This is a genomic window from Streptomyces sp. NPDC030809 (assembly GCF_055572195.1).
In genome coordinates this window covers 35,823-58,322 of record NZ_JBVIDV010000013.1, presented here as the reverse complement: position 1 = coordinate 58,322, position 22,500 = coordinate 35,823, and the positions used below count along the sequence as shown (strand labels likewise).

9 protein-coding genes and 1 pseudogene are annotated in these 22,500 nt (G+C 74.6%); 9 read left to right on the top strand and 1 reads right to left on the bottom strand.

Annotated elements, in window-relative coordinates; genetic code table 11:
• Positions 1-174 precede the first annotated feature (174 nt).
• The 3 genes from ACZ407_RS18630 to ACZ407_RS18620 all read left to right on the top strand — a co-directional run bounded on the left by ACZ407_RS18630 (position 175) and on the right by ACZ407_RS18620 (position 2,725).
• Positions 175-909 (top strand): thioesterase II family protein, encoded by a 735-nt coding sequence (locus ACZ407_RS18630; protein ID WP_468129425.1) that lies wholly within the window; start codon positions 175-177, stop codon positions 907-909.
• A gap of 110 nt (positions 910-1,019) precedes the next feature.
• Positions 1,020-1,967 carry an ATP-binding cassette domain-containing protein gene (locus tag ACZ407_RS18625; RefSeq protein ID WP_468129423.1) on the top strand — a complete coding sequence of 316 codons (948 nt, stop codon included), beginning with the start codon at positions 1,020-1,022 and terminating at the stop codon, positions 1,965-1,967.
• Complete coding sequence (locus ACZ407_RS18620) at positions 1,964-2,725, top strand: ABC transporter permease (RefSeq protein WP_468129421.1); 762 nt, start codon at positions 1,964-1,966, stop codon at positions 2,723-2,725. The genes ACZ407_RS18625 and ACZ407_RS18620 overlap by 4 nt, the downstream gene beginning before the upstream one ends.
• A gap of 298 nt (positions 2,726-3,023) precedes the next feature.
• Here the strand turns inward: ACZ407_RS18620 and ACZ407_RS18615 are convergent, their stop codons facing one another.
• The gene (locus ACZ407_RS18615) at positions 3,024-4,544 is read right to left on the bottom strand and encodes an FAD-dependent monooxygenase (RefSeq protein ID WP_468129419.1); all 1,521 of its coding nucleotides are present in this window, start codon (positions 4,542-4,544) and stop codon (positions 3,024-3,026) included.
• A 401-nt stretch (positions 4,545-4,945) separates the two neighbouring features.
• On the opposite strand from ACZ407_RS18615, the gene ACZ407_RS18610 reads away from it, so the two are divergent.
• The 6 genes and pseudogenes from ACZ407_RS18610 to ACZ407_RS18585 all read left to right on the top strand — a co-directional run bounded on the left by ACZ407_RS18610 (position 4,946) and on the right by ACZ407_RS18585 (position 22,495).
• The gene (locus ACZ407_RS18610) at positions 4,946-5,191 is read left to right on the top strand and encodes a phosphopantetheine-binding protein (RefSeq protein WP_468129417.1); all 246 of its coding nucleotides are present in this window, start codon (positions 4,946-4,948) and stop codon (positions 5,189-5,191) included.
• Positions 5,188-6,438 (top strand): cytochrome P450, encoded by a 1,251-nt coding sequence (locus ACZ407_RS18605; protein WP_468129415.1) that lies wholly within the window; start codon positions 5,188-5,190, stop codon positions 6,436-6,438. The genes ACZ407_RS18610 and ACZ407_RS18605 overlap by 4 nt, the downstream gene beginning before the upstream one ends.
• Positions 6,435-7,172: a thioesterase II family protein gene (locus tag ACZ407_RS18600; protein WP_468129413.1), complete on the top strand. Its 738-nt coding sequence runs from the start codon at positions 6,435-6,437 to the stop codon at positions 7,170-7,172. The genes ACZ407_RS18605 and ACZ407_RS18600 overlap by 4 nt, the downstream gene beginning before the upstream one ends.
• A gap of 52 nt (positions 7,173-7,224) precedes the next feature.
• Positions 7,225-10,329, top strand: a complete 3,105-nt coding sequence (locus tag ACZ407_RS18595) for a type I polyketide synthase (protein ID WP_468129411.1) — start codon at positions 7,225-7,227, stop codon at positions 10,327-10,329.
• 81 nt (positions 10,330-10,410) lie between these two features.
• Positions 10,411-15,912, top strand: a pseudogene (locus ACZ407_RS18590) (type I polyketide synthase); the annotation flags it as partial.
• Positions 15,913-15,925: 13 nt separating this feature from the next.
• The gene (locus tag ACZ407_RS18585) at positions 15,926-22,495 is read left to right on the top strand and encodes a type I polyketide synthase (protein WP_468129409.1); all 6,570 of its coding nucleotides are present in this window, start codon (positions 15,926-15,928) and stop codon (positions 22,493-22,495) included.
• Positions 22,496-22,500: the final 5 nt, after the last annotated feature.

Sequence of the window (22,500 nt, the reverse complement as noted above, 5' to 3'; positions counted from 1 at the left end):
GTGGGGGGGGGGGGGGGGGGGGGGGTGGGGGGGGGGGGGGGAGGGGGGGGGGGGGGGTGGGGGGGGGGGGGGGGCCCCCCCCCCCCCCCCCCCCCCCGCCGCGGCCGGGGCCCCACGCCCCGGCGACCACAGCTTTTTCAACACACGAACCAGGGATGATTGGGGTTGGTCGGGGTGGCAGAGCCCGCCGTGTCCGCCGAACTCGGGGACCGGACCACGCTGCTGTGCGTGCCGTTCGCGGGAGCAGGTCCGTCGTTCTTCCACCCGTGGCGGGACCTGTCCGCCGGCCGGTGGCGCGTGACGTCGGTCGAGCTGCCCGGCAGGGAGCGGCGGATCCTGGAGGAGCCGTACCGCAACGTCATCGAGGCGGCCAAGGGCTCCATCGACGACATCGTCGCCGACCTCGGCGAAGGGGCGCGCGTCGTGCTCTTCGGCCACAGCCTCGGCGCCGTGCTCGCGTACGAGCTGGTGCACCTGCTCACCGCGCGCGGGGTGCAGGTCGAGCGGCTGGTCGTCAGCGGTTCCCCGGGTCCCTGGACCCAGCGCGAGCGCCGCGCCTCGGGGCTGGAGGACGACGAGTTCCTCGCCCGGGTCGAGGAGTTCGCCGGGTTCCGCCACGAGGCCCTCGACCACCCGGAGATGCGCGAGCTGATCCTCCCGGTGCTCCAGGCCGACTGCGAGATGCACGAGAACTACCTGCCGAGCACCGACGACCCGGTCACGGTGCCGATCACCTCCCTGCGCGGGGACGTGGACGGCCTGGTCACCGCGGAAGAGGGCCGGCAGTGGCAGGCGGCGACCACCGCCGAGTTCACCTATGTGGAATTCCCGGGCGACCACATGTACCTGGTCGACCTCGGCGCCGAGGTCCTGGACGTGATCGAAGCGGAGTCAGCCCGCGGCCGCTAGCGCGCGGCGCCGGCAGCGGAAACGAGTGGTCCTCTGACCAGGGCGGTGAGTTGAGCGCCGTGTCAGGGATGCGACAGGTGCTTGACAGGCCCGGAGAGGAAAGTGGAGGCATGAGAAGTTCAGCGATTGCAGTTTCAGGGCTGCGCAAGGCATATGGCGACAAGGTCGTGCTCGACGGCGTCGACTTCGAGGTCGCCGCGGGTTCGGTCTTCTCCCTGCTCGGCCCGAACGGGGCCGGCAAGACGACGACGGTCAACATCCTGACCACGCTGATGAAGGCCGATGCCGGTACGGTGCGGGTCGCGGGCCACGACGTGGCGACCGCGACCAAGCAGGCGCGCGCGGCCATCGGCGTGACCGGTCAGTTCGCCGCGGTGGACGACCTGCTGTCGGGCCGGGAGAACCTGCAGCTGATGGCGGACCTGAAGCGGGTGCGCGACGGCGGAAAGCTGGTCGACCGGCTGCTGGAGCGCTTCGACCTGGTGGAGTCGGCGGACAAGCTGTCGGCCACCTACTCCGGCGGCATGCGCCGCAAGCTCGACCTGGCGATGACCCTGGTCGGCGACCCGGAGATCATCTTCCTGGACGAGCCGACGACGGGCCTCGACCCGCGCAGCCGGCGCACCCTGTGGGGGATCGTCCGCGAACTGGTCGCCGACGGCACCACCATCTTCCTCACCACCCAGTACCTGGAAGAGGCCGACCAGCTGGCCGACCAGATCGCGGTCCTCAACCAGGGCCGGCTGGCCGCCCAGGGCACCCCCGACGAGCTCAAGCGCCAGATCCCGGGCACCCACGTCCGGTTCCGCTTCACCGACCAGTTCGAACTGGACGCGGCGGCGCGGGTCCTCGTCGAGGCCACCCGCGACGACGAGGAGCTGACCCTCCAGGTGCCGAGCGACGGCGAGACGAAGTCGCTGCGCGCCCTGCTGGACCGCCTCGACCACCACGCGATCGACGCCCACGAGTTCTCGGTGCACCGCCCCGACCTCGACGACGTCTTCCTCGCCCTCACCGACAACACGAGCCCCGTGCGCCAGGAGGCGATCGCACAGTGAGCACCGTCTCGACGCCGCTGGCCGACGCGGCGATCATGCTGCGCCGCAACATCAAGCACAACGTGCGCAACCCCGTCACGATGTTCAACGCGGTCCTCGTGCCCATCGTGATCATGCTGATGTTCGTCAAGGTGTTCGGCGGCGCGTTCAGCGTCGGCACCGACTACATCGACTACGTGACCCCGGGCCTGCTCGTCATGGCCATCAGCTACGGGCTGTCGGCCACCTCCACGGCCGTCAACTCCGACATGACCAAGGGCGTCATCAACCGCTTCAAGGTCATGGACGTCTCCCGCGGCGCCATGCTGACCGGGCACGTCGTCATCACGACCGTGCGCGCCCTGGTCGGCTCCGTGGCCATCGTGGCCGTGGCCTTCGCCATGGGCTTCTCGCCCGAGGCGAGCGCCACCGACTGGCTCGGCGTGGTCGGCGTCATCGTGCTGGTCAGCATCGCGACCGGCTGGCTGACCGTGGCCATGGGCCTCGCCGCGAAGACCGCGGAGTCGGCCGGCATGGGCGCCGTGCCGCTCATCATGCTGCCGTTCCTGAGCACCGCCTTCGTCCCCGCCGACTCCATGGGGGCCGGCGTGCGCCAGTTCGCGGAGTACCAGCCCTTCACCCCGATCATCGAGACCCTGCGCGGACTGCTGGAGGGCAACCCGTCCAGCGGTGACGCCACCGCGGCCGTCGCCTGGTGCGTGGGCTTCACCGTCCTCGGGTACGCCTGGGCGGTCTCCACGTTCAAGAAGCGGGCGTGACCGCGACCGGAACCCCACACCGGCGAAGTCCGCACCACCCACCGAGCCGCCTCGGCGAACCCCCGTCGCCGAGGCGGCTCCGTGCTGTCCGCATCCGGCCCGCAGGCAGATCCCGGCAGGGGCGGGACCCGGCCCGTCCGGCGGGTGAGGACCGGGGTCCGGGGCGGCGCCCCGACACCCGGCGGCGGGCCGCACGTCCACGACGGCGGGGACAAGACGGCGGCCGCCGGGACCGGAGGAACCCGGTCCCGGCGGCCGCCGTCTGCCGCGTGGCCGCACGCGCGCGCACCGCGCCCCGTCACTCCCGGGCGGCCGGGCCGAACCAGGTGGTGAGGGCGTCCGCCAGCCCGTCGAGGTCCGGCGCGTCGGCATCGGCCGCCCACGCCACGTGGCCGTCGGGGCGGATCAGGACCGCCGCGGGGGCGGGGATCCCGCCCAGGCCCGGGATCTGCCACTCGGCGTCCTCGCTGCGCGCCTCGACGAAGTCCACCCGGCCGGCCCAGCCGCGGGCGACCCCGGCGAGCTCCGCCGTGCCCGTCAGGTCGAGCAGCACCGCGTGGCCCTCGTACAGCAGCTCGTAGACGAAGGTCTCGCCCTCGGAGGTCTTGAGGTCGGCGTCCGGGACCCGGCGGCCCGCCAGCGGGTGGGTGCTGTCGGCGGGGTAGCGGATGTCCAGGGCGTTGAGCATGTGCCGCAGCTTCGTGTTGACCTCGTCGAAGACCATCAGCGAGCTGAAGACCTCGCGCAGGGCGTCCGTCTGGGCGCCCGGGCGGGCCAGGGCCGCCTGCGCGCGGGTGTTGTGCAGCACCCGCTCGCCGACCGGGTGGCGCTCGTCGTGGTAGCTGTCCAGCAGGCTCTCGGGAGCCTTGCCGAGCACCACCGACGCGAGCTTCCAGCCCAGGTTGACGGCGTCCTGCACGCCCATGTTCAGGCCCTGCCCGCCGGCCGGGAAGTGGATGTGCGCCGCGTCTCCCGCGAGCAGCACCCGGCCCCGGCGGTACTCCGCCGCCTGCCGGGCGGCGTCGTTGAAGCGGGAGATCCACCGCGGGCTGTGCATGCCGAAGTCCGTGCCCGCGAGCCGGATCAGCGCCTCGCGCAGCTGCTCGAAGGTGGTGGGCTCGTCGCGGTCGACCACCCGGTCGTACTCGGAGGTGATCACCCGGTACCAGCCCGAGCCCGGCTCGAAGGAGACGGCCGAGTAGTCGCCGCCCGCCACGCGCCGCACCCAGATGTAGTCCTCGGGCAGGTCGGGCAGCTCCACGTCGCCGATCAGCGAGGTCATGGTGGGCGCGGTGCCGGGGAAGTCGATGCCCGCCAGCTTGCGGACCGCGCTGCGGCCGCCGTCGCAGCCCACGAGCCAGCGGGTGCGCAGGGCCGCCGGTCCGCCTTCCGCCGCCCCCAGCTCGACCGTGACCCCGTCCTCGTCCTGGGAGAGCCCGGTCACCTCGGCGGAGCGGCGGATCCGCACGCCGAGCTCCAGCGCCCGCTCCTCCAGCAGCTCCTCGATGGCGGACTGCAGGATCATCAGCGGGTAGGGGTGCCTCGATTCCGACTCGTCGAAGTCTAGAAACAGGGCGGAGAAATGCCCGACCGGCTGCAATTCACCGGCCTCGAGAAACCGGTCCAGGATTCCGCGCTGGTCGAGCACCTCAAGGGTGCGGGAGTGGATTCCGCCGGCCCGCGACTCGCCGGTGCGCCCGGCGAGCCGGTCGACCACCAGCACGTCGACGCCCGCCAGCCGCAGCTCACAGGCGAGCATCAGGCCCGTCGGCCCGGCGCCCGCGATCACCACGTCCGCATCGATGTCCCTGTGTTCCACGTCGTTCCCCTCATTCCACTGCGCCTCTAACGTCGTTGAATCACCATCACGTTCACTGAACGCGATTCGGCCGGTCAATAAACGCGGTGCCAGGGCGCGGCAAGCCGCCGCCGAACTTGCCCTGTCCCGCCGGCGGGACGCCCCCGGGGACCCCGGCGCCGCAGGTCCGCGGCCCGGCGCTCAACCCCCGTGGACGAACTGCCGGCCGCATCGCCGGAACGGTGTGATCGGCCGCGCATTCACGCGAGACTCGGTCCGGCCATTCGGCGAATTCGTCTCGCCGGCGGGACGGGCGGCGGCGGCAGGCCCCTGTGGCCGAATTGGTGGCGACGGTCCGGAAGACAGGGCCGCAGACGACGCGAGCGGGCACTCCCGGTCGGTGGAGAAAAGGAAGAGTTCCAATGGAATCGGTGCAGGTGTCGCTGGCGCAGGAAATCGCGGATATCTGGGGTGAGTACCTCAACTCCGGCCAGGTCGGCGTGGAAGACGACTTCTTCGTGCTCGGCGGCAACTCGCTGACCGGCATCAAGATCATCGAGCGGGTGGCGCAGGACTACGGCGTCCAGCTCTCCGTGCGCGATTTCTACCTCGCGCAGACCCCGGCCCGCGTCGCCGAGCTGATCGAGCAGGGGAGGGCCGCGGCGTGAGGCTGACGCCCGGCCCGGCGCGCGAGGTCGACCTCGACAGCCTCGACCTGTTCGACCTCGACCTCTACACCTCGGGCGACCCGCACCCCGTCTGGGACGTCATGCGGGCCCAGGCGCCCCTGCACCACCAGTACCTCCCGGACGGCCGCGAGTTCTGGTCGGTCACCCGGTACGAGGACGTCCGGCGCGTGCTCAGCGACCACCGCGAGTTCACCTCCGAGCGCGGCACGGTCCCCACCCACCTCGGGACGGACGACCCCGCCGCCGGCGTGCTGATGACCTCCACCGACCCGCCGCGGCACACCGAGGTCCGGCGGCCGCTCGGCTCCAAGCTCACGGCCCGCGCGGTGCAGTCCTGGGAGGACAAGATCCGCGCCACGATCGTGCGCTTCCTGGAGCCCGCGCTCGACGGCGAGGTCTTCGACCTGGCCGAGAAGGCGCTGCTGCTCCCGGCGCTGGTCACGGGCCCGCTGCTCGGCCTTCCCGAGAAGGACTGGGAAGAGCTCGTCCAGCTGACCGCGATGGTGACGGCCCCCTCGGACCCGCACTTCCAGATCTCCAGCGAGGCCGCGACCCTGGCCATCTCCCACCACGAGCTCCTCAACTACGTGCGGGACTGGGTCAAGACGCGCCGGAACACCGGTGAAGAGGACGAGAGCCTGCTCCACCACCTCATGACGTTCCGCCCCGGCGGCGTGCCGCTGGGCGACGAGGAGATCGCCCTCGACGGCTACAGCATCCTGCTGGGCGCCAACGTCACCACCCCGCACACCGTCTCGGGCACGGTCGAGGCGCTCATCGAGCGCCCCGTCCAGTACGAGAAGGCGGCGGCCGACCCGACGCTCATCCCCAACCTCGTCGAGGAGGGGCTGCGCTGGACCTCGGCCGCGTGCAACTTCATGCGGTACGCCGTCAAGGACGTCGAGATCGCCGGGGGCACCATCCCGGCCGGCGGCGCGGTCGTCGCGTGGATCGGCTCGGGCAACCGGGACGAGTCCATGTTCCCCGACCCGCACACCTTCGACATCACGCGGGCCGGTGCCAAGCGCCACGGCGCCTTCGGCTTCGGCACGCACTTCTGCATCGGCGCCCCGCTGGCCCGGATGACGCTGCGCATCTTCTTCGAGGAACTGCTCGGGCGCTTCGAGTCGCTCGAACTCGCCGGCGAGCCGACCCACCTGCGGTCGTACTTCATCGCCGGCATGACCCACCTGCCCATCATCGGGAAGAAACGGCAGACGCCATGACCACCGGAACCGCCGCCGCCACTTCGCCGTGGTTCGTCCGGCCGCCGTCCGCCGAGCCCGCCGCCCGGCTGTTCTGCTTCCCCTTCTCCGGGTCCGGGGCCTCGGCGTTCAGCGCCTTCCCGGCCGAGATCGGCGGGGCCGAGGTGCTGCCCGTGCAGTTCCCCGGCCGCGAGAACCGGCTGGGCCACCCGCACTACGGCACGTACGAGAACCTGGCCGACGCCCTCGTCGAGCCGCTCGAACCGCTGCTGGACCGGCCGTACGCGATCTTCGCGCACTGTGCGGGCGCGATGCCCGCGTACGAGACGGTCCTGCGGCTCGCCGAGCGGGGCCTGCCCGGCCCGCAGTGCCTCATCGTGTCGGCCCAGCCGGCCCCGCACGAGGCCCACCTCGACCGGATGCTCGGCCTCACCGAGGACGAGCTGCGCGCCGAGCTGGAGGCGTTCCTGCGCGGCCGGGGCATCGAGCCCCGCCCCGACATGGTCGGCCTGGGCATGCTCGTGCTGCTCCGCGACCACGCCGCCGCGGGCGCCTACCGGCGGTCCGAGCCGGCCAAGGTGGACTGCCCGGTCGTCGTCGTGCACTGGAAGGACGACACCGACGTCAGCCTCGAGGAGCTCGACGGCTGGCGCAGGTACGCGGACTCGGTCGAGTTCCGGGTGGTCGAGGGCGGCCACTACGACTTCATGGACGCGCCGGACGAGCTGCTGGAGCTGCTGTCGTCCTGGCGGTGACGGCCCTGCCGTCCACAAGAGCATTTTGCCGAGGGAACCGGAAGGAATTCGTATGAGTGGCGCAGGCGCCGATATTGCCGTCATCGGGATGTCGTGCCGGTTCCCCGGTGTGCACAACGTGCGTGAGTTCTGGCAGTTGCTGCTCGACGGGGAATCGACCGTGGGGACCTTCCCGGAGGACCGGCCGACCGGCTCGGACTTCCGGGCGCACCCGGACGGGGACACCCTGAAGTCGGGCTCGTTCCTCGACTCCGTCGACGGGTTCGACGCGGAGTTCTTCGGCACGAGTGCCGCCGAGGCCGCCGCCATGGACCCCGTGCAGCGGCTCGGGCTGGAACTCGCCTGGGAGGCCGTGGAGGACGCCGGCATCGCGGCGGGCAGCCTCGCCGGCCGCGAGGTCGACGTCGTGGTCGGCAGCGGCCCCTCCGGGTACGAGCTGCTGCGCAAGCTCTCCGGCAGCGACCGGGACGACCACTACGCCGCGCTCGGCTCCAGCGGCGCACTGATCGCCAACCGGATCTCCGGCCTGTTCGACGTCCGCGGCATGAGCTTCTGCGCCGACTCGGGCCAGTCCTCCTCGCTCGTCTCCCTGGCACTGGCCTGCGACCGGATCGCCGGCGGATCGGTGGACATGGCGCTGGCGGGCGGCGTGGAGCTGGTCGTCGACCCGGAGTCGGGAGCCGGCCTGGCCAACCTGGGCGCCCTCTCGCCCGACGGCACCTGCTTCCCCTTCGACGAGCGGGCCAACGGCTTCGTCCGCGGTGAGGGCGGGGCGTTCGTCCTGCTCAAGCGGCTCGACCGGGCCCTGGCCGACGGGGACCACGTCTACGCCGTGGTGCGCGGCTGGGGCGTCGCCAGCGGTGGCGCCTCCGCCCGGATACCCGACCCCAGCCCCACCGGGCAGGCCGCCGCCGTCCGGGCCGCCCTGGCCCGCGCCGGAGTCCCGTTCGACGAGGTCGACTACGTCGAGGCGCACGGCACCGGCACCCGGATGGGCGACCCCGCCGAGGCCGCGGGCCTGCGCGAGGTGATCCGGGAGACCGGCCGCAGCCGCCCCCTCGTGATCGGCTCGGTGAAGGCGAACGTCGGCCACCTGGAGCCGGCCGCCGGCATCGTCGGCTTCGTGAAGTCCGCGCTCTGCGTGGACCGGGGCCACCTGGTCCCGAGCGTGAACTTCCGCGCCCCCAACCCCGGCATCCCCGACTTCCACGAGGACTTCGAGGTGGTCCGGGCCGCGCGGCCCTGGCCGGGCACGGCCGAGCGGCCGCGCCGCGCCGGAGTGTCCTCGTTCGGCCTGGGCGGCACCACCGCCCACGTCATCCTCGAACAGGCCCCCGAGCAGCCCGCGGAGCCCCGCGCCGCCGCGCCCGCCGGCCCCGAGGCGGTCCGCGCCGGAGCCTGCGGCGTGCTGCCCTGGGTGCTGTCGGCGCGCTCCGAGCCGGCCCTGCGCGCGCAGGCGGCCCGGCTGCGCGAGTTCCTCGCCGCGGACCCCGCCCTGCCGGCCGCCGGCATCGGCCACTCGCTGGTCGCCGCCCGCGAGCTGTTCGACCACCGCGCGGTGGTGCTGGGCGGCAGCCGCGAGGAGGCGCTCGCCGGCCTCGAACTGATCGCCGCGGGCGGGGACTCGGCGCAGGCGGTCCGCGGCTCGGCCGCCGGCCCCGCCGGCCCGGTCGTCTTCGTCTTCCCCGGCCAGGGCTCCCAGTGGCTGGGCATGGGCCGGCAGCTGTACGCCGAGTCCGAGGTGTTCGCGCGGGCCGTCGACGCCTGCGAGAAGGCACTCGCCCCGTACGTGGACTGGTCCCTGGTGGACGTGCTGACCGGTGCGGAGTCGGCCCCCTCCCTGGACCGGGTGGACGTGGTCCAGCCCGCCCTGTTCTCGATGATGGTCTCGCTGGCGGAGCTGTGGCGCTCGCTCGGCGTGGTCCCCGACGCCGTCGTGGGCCACTCCCAGGGCGAGATCGCCGCCGCGTGCGTCTCCGGCGCGCTGTCCCTGGAGGACGCGGCCCGCATCAGCGCCCTGCGCAGCCGGGCCCTGATCGACCTCACCCCCCTCGGCGGCGGGATGAGCGCGGTGGGCGCCCCCGACACCTGGGTCCGCGACCGGCTGGAGCAGTGGTCCGGGCGGCTGTCGGTGGCCGTGGTCAACGGCCCGGCCTCCGTGGTCATCGCCGGCGACGGCGCGGCCCTCGACGAGTTCGCCGCGATGGCGGACGGCGAGGGCGTGCGGGTCCGGCGGGTCAAGGTGGACTACGCGTCCCACTCCCACCACGTCGAGAGCATCCGCGAGCGCCTGCTCGCGGACACCGCGGGCATCACCCCGCGGGAGTCGGCGGTGAAGTTCTACTCCACCGTCACCGGCGGGCTGCTCGACACCCGCGCGCTCGACAGCACGTACTGGTACGACAACCTGCGCTCGATGGTCCGCTTCGGCGAGGTCGTCGAAGCCCTCATGCACGCGCACGGCGGGGCCTTCGTCGAGGTCAGCCCGCACCCCGTGCTCCAGGTGGCGATGGAGGAGGCCGCCGAGCTGCCGGCCGTCCCGCCGGTGGTGGCCAACACCCTCAACCGGCGCGACGGCAGCGCGGCCAAGGTCCTCGCCTCGCTGGCCGAACTGCACGTCCGCGGGGTGCCGGTGAACTGGCAGGCCGTCTTCGCCGGGCACCGCCCGCAGCGCACCGCCCTGCCCACGTACGCCTTCCAGCGGCAGCGGTACTGGCTGACGGCGTCCGGGGACCCGGCCGCCGGGCAGCAGGCCGCCGTGCCGCAGGCCGGGCCGGGCACCGCCGCCGTGGAACTGCCCTCGGAGGACGCGGCCGTCGCCCTCGTCTGCGCCGAGACCGCGGCCCTGCTGGCCGGCAACGGCGTGAAGCTGACCGGCACCGACCTCGAGGCGCGGGCCGCCGAGACCTTCAAGGTCCTGGGCTTCGACTCCTCGATGGCCGTGGCCCTGCGCAACCGGCTCGCCGCGGCGGCCGGGGTGCGGCTGCCCGCCACCGTCGCGTTCAGCCACCCCACGCCCCTGGCGCTGGCCCGCCACATCTTCTCCCTCGTGGAGCCGCAGCCGGCCGGTGGCGCACCGGAGCCGGCGGCGGAGGAAAGCCTGGAAAGCCGTACGGACGACGACCTGTACGCACTGATCGACCGCGGCTACATGTAGCCCGGCCGCGGCCGGCGCCGCGCCGTACACCTGTTTTTCGAAGCAACTTTGGGGGAGGCCCTGGTGGAGGAAGTCGACAAGCTCCGGTCCTACTTGCGACGCGCCGTCGGCGACGCGCAGGACCTGCGCGAGCGGGTGCGCGAGCTGGAGGAGGCCGCACGCGAGCCGATCGCGGTCGTGGGTGCGGGATGTCGCTTCCCGGGCGGGGTGACGTCCCCCGAAGGCCTGTGGGACCTCGTGTCCGGCGGGGTGGACGCCATCACCGGATTCCCGGAGGACCGCGGCTGGGACCTGGAGGCCCTGTACTCCGAGGACCCCGAGACCCCCGGGACCGTGACCACGCGCTCCGGCGGGTTCCTCCACGACCTCGCGGAGTTCGACGCGCCGTTCTTCGGCATCAGCCCGCGCGAGGCGCTGGCGATGGACCCGCAGCAGCGGCTGATGCTGGAGACCTCGTGGGAGGCGCTGGAGCGGGCGGGCATCGACCCGGCCGCCCTGCGCGGCACCGCAACCGGCGTGTTCACCGGCGTCTACACCACCGACTACGGCCCGCGGATGGGCGGGGCCGCGGCCGGCGAGGCCGAGGGCTTCCAGCTCACCGGCACCCTCCCGAGCGTGGCCTCGGGCCGGGTCTCGTACGCCCTGGGCCTGGAGGGCCCGGCGGTGTCCACCGACACCGCCTGCTCCTCCTCGCTCGTCGCCGTCCACCAGGCCGTGCGCTCCCTGCGCTCCGGCGAGTGCACGCTCGCCCTGGCCGGCGGCGTCTCCACCATGCCGACCCCCGGCCTGCTGGTGGAGATGAGCCGCCAGCGCGGCCTGTCCGGCGACGCGCGCTGCAAGGCGTTCGCGGACGCCGCCGACGGCACCGGCTTCTCCGAGGGCGCGGGCGTCCTCGTCCTGGAGCGGCTCTCCGACGCGGTCCGCAACGGCCACAGGGTCTGGGCCGTCATCCGCGGCTCGGCCACCAACCAGGACGGCGCGTCCAACGGCCTGAGCGCCCCGAACGAACTCGCCCAGCGCAAGGTCATCCGCGCCGCCCTCGCCGACGCCGGGCTGCGCACGGCCGACGTGGACGTGGTCGAGGCGCACGGCACCGGCACCCGCCTCGGCGACCCGCTGGAGGCCGAGGCGCTGCTGGCCACCTACGGCCAGGACCGCGAGCCGGGCAGCCCGCTGTGGCTGGGCTCCCTGAAGTCCAACATCGGCCACACCCAGGCGGCCGCCGGGGTCGGCGCCATGATCAAGACGATCATGGCCCTGCGCCACGGGGTCCTGCCCAAGACCCTGCACGTGGACCGCCCGTCCACGCACGTGGACTGGTCGACCGGGGCCGTCGAGCTGCTGACCGAGGCCCGCGAGTGGGCCACCGCCCCGGGCCGCCCCCGGCGCGCCGGGGTCTCCGCCTTCGGCATCAGCGGCACCAACGCCCACGTCATCCTGGAGCAGGCCCCCGAGACCCCCGAGGCACCCGAGGGCGAGCCGGCCGACGCGCCCGCGACCCCCGCCGCCCTGCCGCTCGTGCTGTCGGCCCGCTCCCCGGAGGCCCTGCGCGAGCAGGCCCGGCGGCTGCACGCGCACCTGGCCGCGGACGCGGACCTGCCGCTCGCCGGCGTGGGCCACGCCCTGCTGACCACCCGCTCGCTCTTCGACCACCGCCAGGTGGTCGTCGGCGCCGACCGCGACGGGCTGCTCGACGGCCTGGCCGCGGCGGCCGCCGGCGGGGACTCCGGCCCGGCCGCCGTGGTCTCCGGGACCGCCCGGCCCGTCGGCAGGACCGTGTTCGTCTTCCCCGGCCAGGGCTCCCAGTGGGTGGGCATGGGCCGGGAACTGTGGGAGTCCTCCCCGGTGTTCGCCCGCCGGATGCAGGAGTGCGCCGACGCACTGGCCCCGCACGTGGACTGGGACCTCCACGAGGCGCTCGGCGACGCCGACGCGCTCCAGCGCGTGGACGTGGTCCAGCCCGTGCTGTGGGCCGTCATGGTCTCGCTCGCCGAGGTCTGGCGCTCGTACGGGGTGCAGCCCGCGGCCGTGGTCGGCCACTCGCAGGGCGAGATCGCCGCCGCCTGCGTCGCCGGCGCCCTGTCGATCGAGGACGCCGCGAAGGTCGTCGCCCTGCGGTCCAAGGCGATCCTGGCCCTGTCCGGGCTCGGCGGCATGGCCTCCATCGCCCTGCCGGTGGACCAGGTCCGCGCCCGCCTGACGGACGGGCTGTCGATCGCCGTGGTCAACGGCCCCTCGGCCGTGGTCGTCTCCGGCGACGTGGCCGAGCTGGACGCCCTCCTCGCCGCCTGCGAGGCGGACGAGGTGCGGGCCCGCCGCGTACCGGTGGACTACGCCTCGCACTCCCGCCACGTGGAGGCCATCGAGGGCGAACTGGCCCGGGTGCTCGCCGGCCTGAGCCCGCGCACCTCCGAGGTGCCCTTCTTCTCGACCGTCACGGCCGACTGGCTGGACACCACCGTCATGGACGGCGGCTACTGGTACACCAACCTGCGCCAGACGGTCCGCTTCGAGGAGGCCACCCGGGCGCTGGCCGCCCAGGGCTTCCGCTTCTTCATCGAGTCCTCCCCGCACCCGGTCCTGACCATCGGCATCGAGCAGACCCTCGACGGCGCGGGCGCCGAGGCCGCCGCCGTGGGCACGCTGCGCCGCGGCGAGGGCGGACTCGCCCGCTTCTACCGGTCGGCAGCCGAGGCCTTCACGACGGGCGTGGCCGTGGACTGGGCGAAGGCCTTCCCGGGCGCGGACGGCCGGCAGGTCGAGCTGCCCACGTACGCCTTCCAGCGCCAGCGCTACTGGCTGGACACCCCGGCCGAGTCCACCGCCCTGAGCACCTCGGACCACCCGCTGCTCGACGCCGTGATCGACCTCCCCGCCGACGGGGAGCACGGCGGCGTGGTCGCGAGCGGCCGGCTGTCGCCGGAGCGCCAGCCCTGGCTGGCCGAGCACGTGGTGCACGGCGCCGTCCTGGTGCCGGCCGCGGCCCTGCTGGAGATGGCCCTGTGGGCGGCCGACAAGGCGGGCGCCGCAGCCGTCGAGGAACTCACCCTGGAGGCCCCGCTCGTGCTGTCCCGCACGGGCGAGCGCGAGATCCGCATCGTCGTCGATGCCAAGAACGTGGTCTCCGTGCACTCGCGCGGCGAGGGCGAGACCGAGTGGACGCGCAACGCCGCGGGCGTCGTCGGCACTGGGACCGCCGTGGCGGGACCCGCCGCGGAGAGCCTCGCCGCCTGGCCCCCCGCGGGCGCGGCCGCCGTCTCCGCCGAGGAGGAGTACGACCGGCTGGCCGGGCTCGGGTTCGCCCACGGGCCGCTGCTGCGCGGCCTGCAGAAGGTCTGGCGCCGCGACGGGGTCCTGTTCGCCGAGGTGGAGCTGCCCGCCCTCGACGGCGCGGAGCGCGGCCGCTACCGGATCCACCCGGCGCTGCTGCACGCCGCGCTGCTCCCGGCCGGACTCGGGCAGCCGGGCGGGGGCTCCGGCTCCGAAGGCCTGCTGCCGTACCGCTGGACGGGCGTCCGCGTGGACCCCGCCGCCCGGCCGGCCGCCCTGCGCGTGCGCCTGGCGCCCGCCGGGGAGGAGGCCCTGTCCCTGTCCCTCGCGGACCAGGACGGCGCCCCCGTCGGCACGGTCGCCTCGCTGGCCCTGCGGCCCGCGGACGCGGACGCGCTGTCCGCGCTCGGCTTCGACCACCGGGAATCGCTGTTCCAGGTGGACTGGGCCCCCCTCGCGGCCGCCGGCTCCGGCGCCGACCGGTACGCGGTGCTGGGCGACCCGGCGGAGGTCGCCGCGGTCCTCGGCGAGGGGGTCGAGGTCCACGCCGGTCTCGCGGAGCTCGCCGCCGCCGGCGGGGAGGTCCCGCCGGTCGTCATCGCCCCCGTCGGCACTCCGTCCGGGGACGGCGCCGACACCCCCGCCCGGGTCGCGCAGACCCTGCACCGGGTGCTGCGGTGGACGCAGCAGTGGCTCGCCGGGGACCCCTTCGCCGACTCCCGCCTGGTCTTCGTGACCGAGGCCGCGGTCCGCGACGAGGCGGTCTCCCACGCCGACCCCGCGGCGGCCGCCGTCTGGGGCTTCGTGCGCACCGCGCAGACCGAGAACCCGGGCCGCTTCACGCTCGTGGACACGGACGGCACCCCCGCCTCCTGGGCCGCCCTGCCCGCCGCCGCGGCCGGCGGCGAGCTCCAGGTCAAGCTCCGGGCCGGGACGGCCGCCACCCCCGGGCTGGTCCGCGCCGAGGGCGCCGACACCGCCGACGCGGTGCCCCCGCTCGGCGAGGGCACCGTACTGATCACCGGCGGCACCAGCGGCCTCGGCGCCATGCTGGCCCGCCACCTCGTGACCCGCCACGGCGTCCGCCGGCTGCTGCTGACCAGCCGGCGCGGCCAGGCCGCCCCGGCCGCCGCCGCCCTGCAGGAGGAGCTGACCGCGGCGGGCGCCGAGGTCGCGATCGCCGCGTGCGACGTGGCGGACCGCGCGGCCCTCGCCGCCCTGCTGGACTCCGTACCGGCGGAGCACCCGCTGACCGCGGTGGTCCACTGCGCGGGCGCCCTGGCCGACGGCGTGGTCGAGGCACTGACCGGCGAGCAGGTGGACGCGGTCCTCGCCGCCAAGGCCAACGGCGCCTGGTACCTGCACGAGCTGACCCGGGACCTGGACCTGTCCGCCTTCGTGCTGTTCTCGTCGATCGCGAGCGTGGTCGGCACGGCGGGCCAGGCCAACTACGCGGCCTCCAACGGCTTCCTCAACGGCCTCGCGGAGCTCCGCCGGGCCGAGGGCCTGACCGCCACCGCGCTGTGCTGGGGCTTCTGGGCCGAGCGCAGCGAGATGGTCGCCGACCTCGTCGACACGGACGTGGTGCGCCTCCAGCGCCAGGGCGTGCTGCCGATGGCCTCGCAGGAGGGCCTCGCCCTCTTCGACCTGGCGGTCTCCCTGGACCGGGCCGTGCTGGTGCCGGCCCGCCTGAACCCGGCCGCCCCGGGAGCGGGTTCGCCGCTCCTGCGCACGCTGGCCGGCCCGGCCGCCGGCGGCGCGGCGGGCCCGGAGGCCGCCGGGGCCGGCCTGGCCCGGCAGCTGGAGTCCGCCTCGCCCGCCGAGGCGGAGGCCCTGCTGCTGGACGCCGTACGGGCGCAGACCGCGCTCGTGCTCGGCCACCCCGACACCGCGAAGATCGGTCCCACCGCGACCTTCAAGAAGCTGGGCATCGACTCGCTCACGGCGCTGGAGCTGCGCAACAAGCTGTCGGCCGTCATCGGCCGCAAGCTGCCCGCCACCCTCGTGTTCGACCACCCGAACCCGACGGCCCTCGCCCAGTTCCTGGCCGCGTCCGCCGCACCCGCGTCCGCCGCCCCGCAGTCCCCCGTCGATCACCTGGCCAAGGAGATCGAGGGGCTGGGGGCCCGGCTGGAGGAAGCGTTCCTCCAGCTGGCGCAGGAGGACCAGACCACCATTTCCACTCTGCTCGGCGAGCTTCAGGGCCGAGTCCGTTCGATGGCGAGCGCCGGATCTCCGGTCGGGATCGCCGACCAGATCAGTTCGGCATCAGCAGCGGATCTTCTGTCGCTGCTGGACAAAGAGCTCGGCTAGGGGAGACCGTCCGATGACCACCAACGACAACAACGCCGATGTCCTCGACTACCTCAAGCGGACATCGATCGAGCTGCTCGAAACGCGCAAGCGCCTGAAGGAGCTGACGGACGCCGCCGGGGAGCCCATCGCAGTGGTGGGCGTCGCCTGCCGCTTCCCCGGCGGGGTGACCTCCCCGGAGGAGCTGTGGGACCTGGTGGACGCCGGCGCGGACGTCGTGTCGGAGTTCCCCGAGGACCGCCACTGGGACCTGGAGAACCTGTACGACCCCGAGGGCGAGCGGCCGGGCACCTGCTACACCCGGCAGGGCGGCTTCCTGTACGACGCGGGCGACTTCGACGCCGACTTCTTCGAGATCAACCCGCGCGAGGCGCTGGCCGCCGACCCGCAGCAGCGGCTCCTGCTGGAGACCTCCTGGGAGTCCCTGGAGCGCGCCGGCATCGACCCGCACTCCCTGCGCGGCACCAGCACCGGCGTCTTCGCCGGCATCGCGTACTTCGGGTACGGCAACCACCAGTTCACCCCCGAGAACATCTCGGGCTACGGACAGCTCGGCTCGCTGCTGAGCGTGGCCTCCGGCCGCATCTCGTACGCCCTGGGCCTGGAGGGCCCGGCGGTGTCCACCGACACCGCCTGCTCCTCCTCGCTGGTGACGGTGCACCAGGCGGTGCAGTCGCTGCGCCAGGGCGAGTGCGGCCTGGCCCTGGCCGGCGGGGTCACCGTCATGGCGATGCCGCAGGTGCTCCGCGAGTTCGCGCGCCAGCGCGGCCTGGCGGCGGACGGCCGGTGCAAGGCGTTCGCCGACGCGGCGGACGGCACCGGCTTCGCCGAGGGCGTCGGCATGCTCGTCCTGGAGCGGCTCTCGGACGCGCAGCGCAACGGCCGCCGGATCTGGGCCGTCATCCGCGGCTCCGCCATCAACCAGGACGGCGCCTCCAACGGCCTGACCGCCCCGAGCGGCCCGGCGCAGCAGCGCGTCATCCGGGCGGCGCTGGCCAACGCCCGCGTCCAGGCCGCCGACGTGGACGTGGTCGAGGCGCACGGCACCGGCACCACCCTCGGCGACCCCATCGAGGCCCAGGCCCTGCTGGCCACCTACGGCCAGGAGCACGAGCCGGACAACCCGCTGTGGCTGGGCTCCCTGAAGTCGAACATCGGCCACACCCAGGCCGCGGGCGGGGTCGGCGCCATCATCAAGATGATCATGGCGATGCAGCACGGGGTCCTGCCCAAGACCCTGCACGTGGACCGGCCCTCCACGCACGTGGACTGGACGGCCGGAGCCGTCGAGCTGCTGACCGAGGCCCGCCCGTGGACCACCCCCGCGGGCCGCCCCCGCCGGGCCGGCGTGTCCAGCTTCGGCGCCAGCGGCACCAACGCCCACCTGATCCTGGAGCAGGCCCCCGAGGCGCCGGCCGACGCCGAAGCCGGGGCCGCAGCCCCGGCCGGCACCGCGAACCTGCTGCCGTGGGCCCTGTCGGGCCGCTCCGAGCAGGCCCTGCGGGCGCAGGCCGCGAAGCTGCGCGCGTTCGTCGAAGCCGACCCGGCCGCCGACCTCGCCGCCATCGGCGCCTCCCTGGTGTCGAGCCGGGCCCGGTTCGAGCACCGCGCCGTCGCCCTCGGCGCCGGCCGCGACGAGCTGCTGGCCGCCCTCGCCGCGCTGGCCGACGGGGCCGAGTCCCCGGCCGTGGTGCGCGGCACGGCCGGCGAGCCCGGCGGCTCCGTCTTCATGTTCCCCGGCCAGGGCTCCAAGTGGACCGGCGTGGCCCGGGAGCTGTACGCGGAGTTCCCCGTCTTCGCCGAAGCCCTCGACGAGGTCTGCGCGAGCTTCGACGCCCACCTCCCCTTCGCCCTCAAGCCGCTGCTCCTCGCCGAGGAGCCGGAGGGCCGCGAGCGCACCGACGTCATGCAGCCGGCGCTGTTCGCCCTCCAGGTCGCGCTGTACCGGCTCCTCACCCGCTACGCCCCGCAGCCCGACCGCCTGATCGGCCACTCCGTCGGCGAGATCGCCGCCGCCCACGTGTCCGGGGCCTTCCCGCTGGACACCGCCACCCGCATCGTGGCCGCCCGCGGCCGCGTCATGCAGGCCGTCACCGAGCCGGGCGCCATGCTGGCCGTCCGCGCCTCGGAGACCGAGGTCCTCACCCTGCTGCGCCCCTACCTCCGCACCGGCATCGCCGCCGTCAACGGCCCGGAGTCGGTCGTGGTCTCGGGCCTGCGCGAGGAGGTCCACGACCTGCGCGACCGGCTCGTGGCCGAAGGCCGCTCGGCCAAGCTGCTCCCCGTGGACCACGCCTTCCACTCCCCGCTGATGGGGCCGGTCCTGGAGGAGTTCGAACTCGCGCTGCGCGCGCTGCCCCTGGCCGGCGGCGAGCTGTCCGTCCCGATCGTCTCCACCCTGCTCGGCCGCGAGGCCGGCCTCGCGGAGCTGACCTCCGTCGCGCACTGGGTCAACCACGTCCGCGAGCCGGTCCGCTTCTACGACGCCGTGGACCGCGCCCGCGAGGCCGGCGCCACCCTCTTCGTCGAGGTCGGCCCGGGCTCCACGCTCGCCGGCCTCACCAAGGACGCGTTCGCCGGCGAGGGCGTGTACGACGCCTCCGTCGTCGCCTCCGCGCGGCGCGACCGCGGGGTGGCCCAGGGGCTCGCCGGGGCCCTCGCCGAACTGCACGTCCTGGGCGTCCCCGTGGACTGGGCCGCCCTGTTCGGCACGCAGGAGCGCGTGGACCTCCCGACGTACGCCTTCCAGCACCAGCGCTACTGGATGGACTTCTTCGCCGGCGGGGCGTCCGCGGACGTGGCCTCGGCCGGCCTGTCGGCCGCCGGACACCCGCTGCTCGGCGCCGTGGTGGAGAACCCCGGCACCGACGAGCTCGTCTTCACCGACCTGTGGTCCGTGCGGACCCACGAGTGGATCGCCGACCACGGGGTGTTCGACTCGGTCGTCGTCCCCGCGACGGCCTACATGGACCTGGCGCTTTCGGTGGGCGAGCACGTCGGCTGCACCACCCTCGAAGAGCTCTCCCTCGAAGTCCCCCTGATCCTCCCCGAGACGGGCGAGGTGCAGGTGCGGGTGGTCGTCGGCGCCGCCGACGAAGGAGGCCGCCGCTCGCTGGACGTGTACTCCCGCCCCGCCGGGGACTCCGCCGCCGGCTGGACCCGGCACGCCATGGGCGGCCTGGCCCCGGGCGCCCCGCAGGGCGCCCTGGCCGAGGAGGCCCGCGCGCTCGCCGCCTGGCCGCCGGCCGGGGCCGAGCGGATCGGCTTCGACGGCCTCTACGACTCCCTCGCGGACGGCGGCTTCGACTACGGTCCGCTCTTCCGCGGCCTGCGCGAGGTCTGGCGCAAGGGCGAGGACCTGTACGCCCTCGCCACCCTGCCGGAGGGCGCGGGCGGCGGCTTCGCCCTGCACCCGGCGCTGATCGACACCGTGCTGCACGCGGTGGTCGCCGGCGGGGTCATCACCGTCACCGGCGACCAGGGCTGGATGCCCTTCGCCTGGTCCGGCGTGCACCTGGCCGGCACCTGCGGCCCGACCGTCCGCGTCCGGCTCACCCCGGCCGCCGAGGGCGTCGTGTCCCTGGTCATCGCCGACGAGCAGGGCCGCGCGGTCGCCGGCGTCGACGCGCTCACCTTCCGCCCGGCCAGCGCCGAGCAGGTCCGCGCCGCCCGCGGCGGCCGCGAGGAGTCGCTGTACGCACTCGACTGGCGCCCGGCCCCCGAGGCCGGCCGGGACGGCGCGCCGGAGACCGGCAACGGCCCGTGGGGCGTCATCGGCGCCGAGACCGGCCTCGCCGCCCGGCTGCTCGCCGCCGGCGACGGCACGGCCGCCCTGTACGCCTCCCTCGGCGAGGTCCTCGCCGGGGACGCCCCCCGCCACCTCGTCCTCGCCCTCGACGACGTCCTGCCCGCCGGCGAGGACCTGCTCGCCGCCGTCGCCGGGGCCGGCAAGCACGTGCTGGAGCTCGTACAGAAGTTCCTCGCCGAGGAGCGGCTCGCCGGCTCCACCCTGGTCGTGCTCACCGGCCTGGCCCAGGCCGCCGCGGCGGGCGACGAGGTCGCAAGCCTGCCCGGCGCCTCCGTCTGGGGCCTGATCCGCTCCGCGCAGACCGAGCACCCCGGCCGCTTCCGCCTGGTCGACATCGACGGGGAGGAGAGCTCCCTGGCCGCCTTCGCCCAGGCGCTCGCCCTCGACGAGGACCAGCTCGCGCTGCGCGCCGGCGCCCCCCTCGTCCCGCGCCTGGCCCCGGCCGCGCCCGCGGACCGGCGGCTGGAGCTCCCGGCGGAGGGCGCGTACCGCCTGGGCATCCCGAAGAAGGGCACCCTGGAGAACCTGACCTGGATCCCGTGCCCCGAGGTGGAAGCCCCCCTGGAGCCCGGACAGGTCCGCATCGCCGTGCAGGCCGCCGGCCTCAACTTCCGCGACGTCACCATCGCCCTCGGCCTCATCGACCGGACGGCCTTCGACGCCGGACTCGGCAGCGAGGGCTCCGGCACCGTGCTCGAAGTGGCCGAGGACGTCACCGGCATCGCGCCCGGCGACCGGGTCACCGGCATCTTCAACGGCTCCTTCGGCCGCGTGGCCGTGGCCGACCACCGGCTGCTCGCGCACGTCCCCGACGGCTGGAGCCACGCCGAGGCGGCCTCCATGCCGAGCACCTTCCTCACCGCCTACTACGCCCTCTTCCACGTGATGCAGCTCCGCAAGGGGCAGCGCATCCTCATCCACGCCGCGGCCGGCGGCGTCGGAACCGCCGCCGTCCAGCTGGCCCGGCACGTCGGCGCCGAGGTCTACGCCACCGCCAGCCCGGCCAAGTGGCCGGCGCTGCGCGCCATGGGCCTCGACGACGCCCACCTGGCCTCCTCGCGCGACCTGGAGTTCGTGGACAAGTTCCTCGGCGCCACCGGCGGCCGCGGTGTCGACGTGGTCCTCAACTCCCTCGCGCACACCTTCGTCGACGCCTCGCTGAAGCTGCTGCCGGGCGGCGGCGACTTCATCGAGATGGGCAAGACCGACATCCGCGACGCCGCCGTGGTCGCGGCCGAGCACCCGGGCGTCACGTACCAGGCCTTCGACCTCTACGGCACCGCCGGCCCGGACACCATCCGGGCGATGTTCGGCGAGGTCATGGAGCTGTTCGCGGACGGACGGGTGCAGCTCAGCCCGATCTCCGTGCGCAGCATCGCCGACGCCCGCGCCACCTTCCGCGAGATGAGCCAGGGCCGCCACGTCGGCAAGCTCGTCTTCGACCTCGGCGGCTTCGGCGGCGGCACCGTGCTCGTCACCGGCGGCACCGGCGGCGTCGGCTCCCTCGTGGCCCGCCACCTCGTCGCCGAGCACGGCGTGCGCAGCCTCGTGCTGGCCAGCCGCCGCGGCCCCGCGGCCGAAGGGGCCGCCGCACTCGTCGCGGAACTGGAGGGCGCGGGCGCAACCGTCCGCGTCGCCGCCTGCGACGTGTCGGACCGGGCCGCCCTGGCGGACCTGATCGCCGACCTGCCCGGCCGGTACCCCCTGACGGCGGTCGTGCACGCGGCCGGCGTCCTGGCGGACGGCACCGTCGAGTCGCTGACCCCGCAGAGCATCGACCACGTCCTGCAGGCCAAGGCCGGCGGCGCGATCGCCCTGCACGAGCTGACCCGCGGCCTGCCCCTGTCGGCGTTCGTCCAGTTCTCCGCCCTCGCCGGCACCATCGGCACCGCGGGACAGGCCAACTACGCCGCCGCCAACGGCTTCCTCGACGGCCTCGCGGCCCAGCGCACGGCGGCCGGCCTGCCCGGCCACTCGCTGGCCTGGGGCTGGTGGGAGCAGAGCAGCGGCATGACCGGAGACCTGGACCAGGCCGACTTCACCCGGCTGCGGCGCATGGGCATCGCCCCGATGCCGACGGACGAGGCCCTGGCCCTGTTCGACGCGGCCTGCGCGAGCGAGCGGGCCGTCCTCGTCCCGGCCCGCGTGGACCTCGCCGGGCTGCGCGGCCGGCCCGCCGACGAGCTGCCGCTGCTCCTGCGCGGCCTCGCCGACACCGGCCGCAGCCGCCGCGCCAAGGCGGGCGCGGCCAAGGACGGCGCCGCCGCCATCACCGACCGCCTGGCCGGCCTGCCGGCCGACGAGGCGCAGGCCGCGGCCCTGGAATGGGTCCGCGACCAGGTCGCGGTGGTCCTCGGCCACCCGTCCGGCGCGGCCGTGGACGCCGACACCGCGTTCACCCAGCTCGGATTCGACTCGCTGACCGCCGTCGAACTGTGCAACCGGCTGGCGGCCGCCACCGGCCTGCGCCTGGCCTCCACCCTCGTCTTCAGCTACCCGACCCCCCGGGAGCTGAGCGAGCACCTCCTCGGCCTGCTGCGCCCCGAGCAGGACGCGAGTGCCGCCGAGGAGACTGAAATCCGTGAAGCGCTGCGGACCGTCTCGATCGAGAGCCTGCGGAGCGCGGGCCTCCTGGACCTGATCCTGGCGTGCGCCGGCCCGGACCGGCCGGCCGCCGCCGACGGGGACGGGGCGGACGCGGACTCCGGTGTGGACGGACTGTCCGACTTGGACCTGGACGCGCTGCTCGACCTGGCTCTGGATGAGAAGAGGTAAGTGAC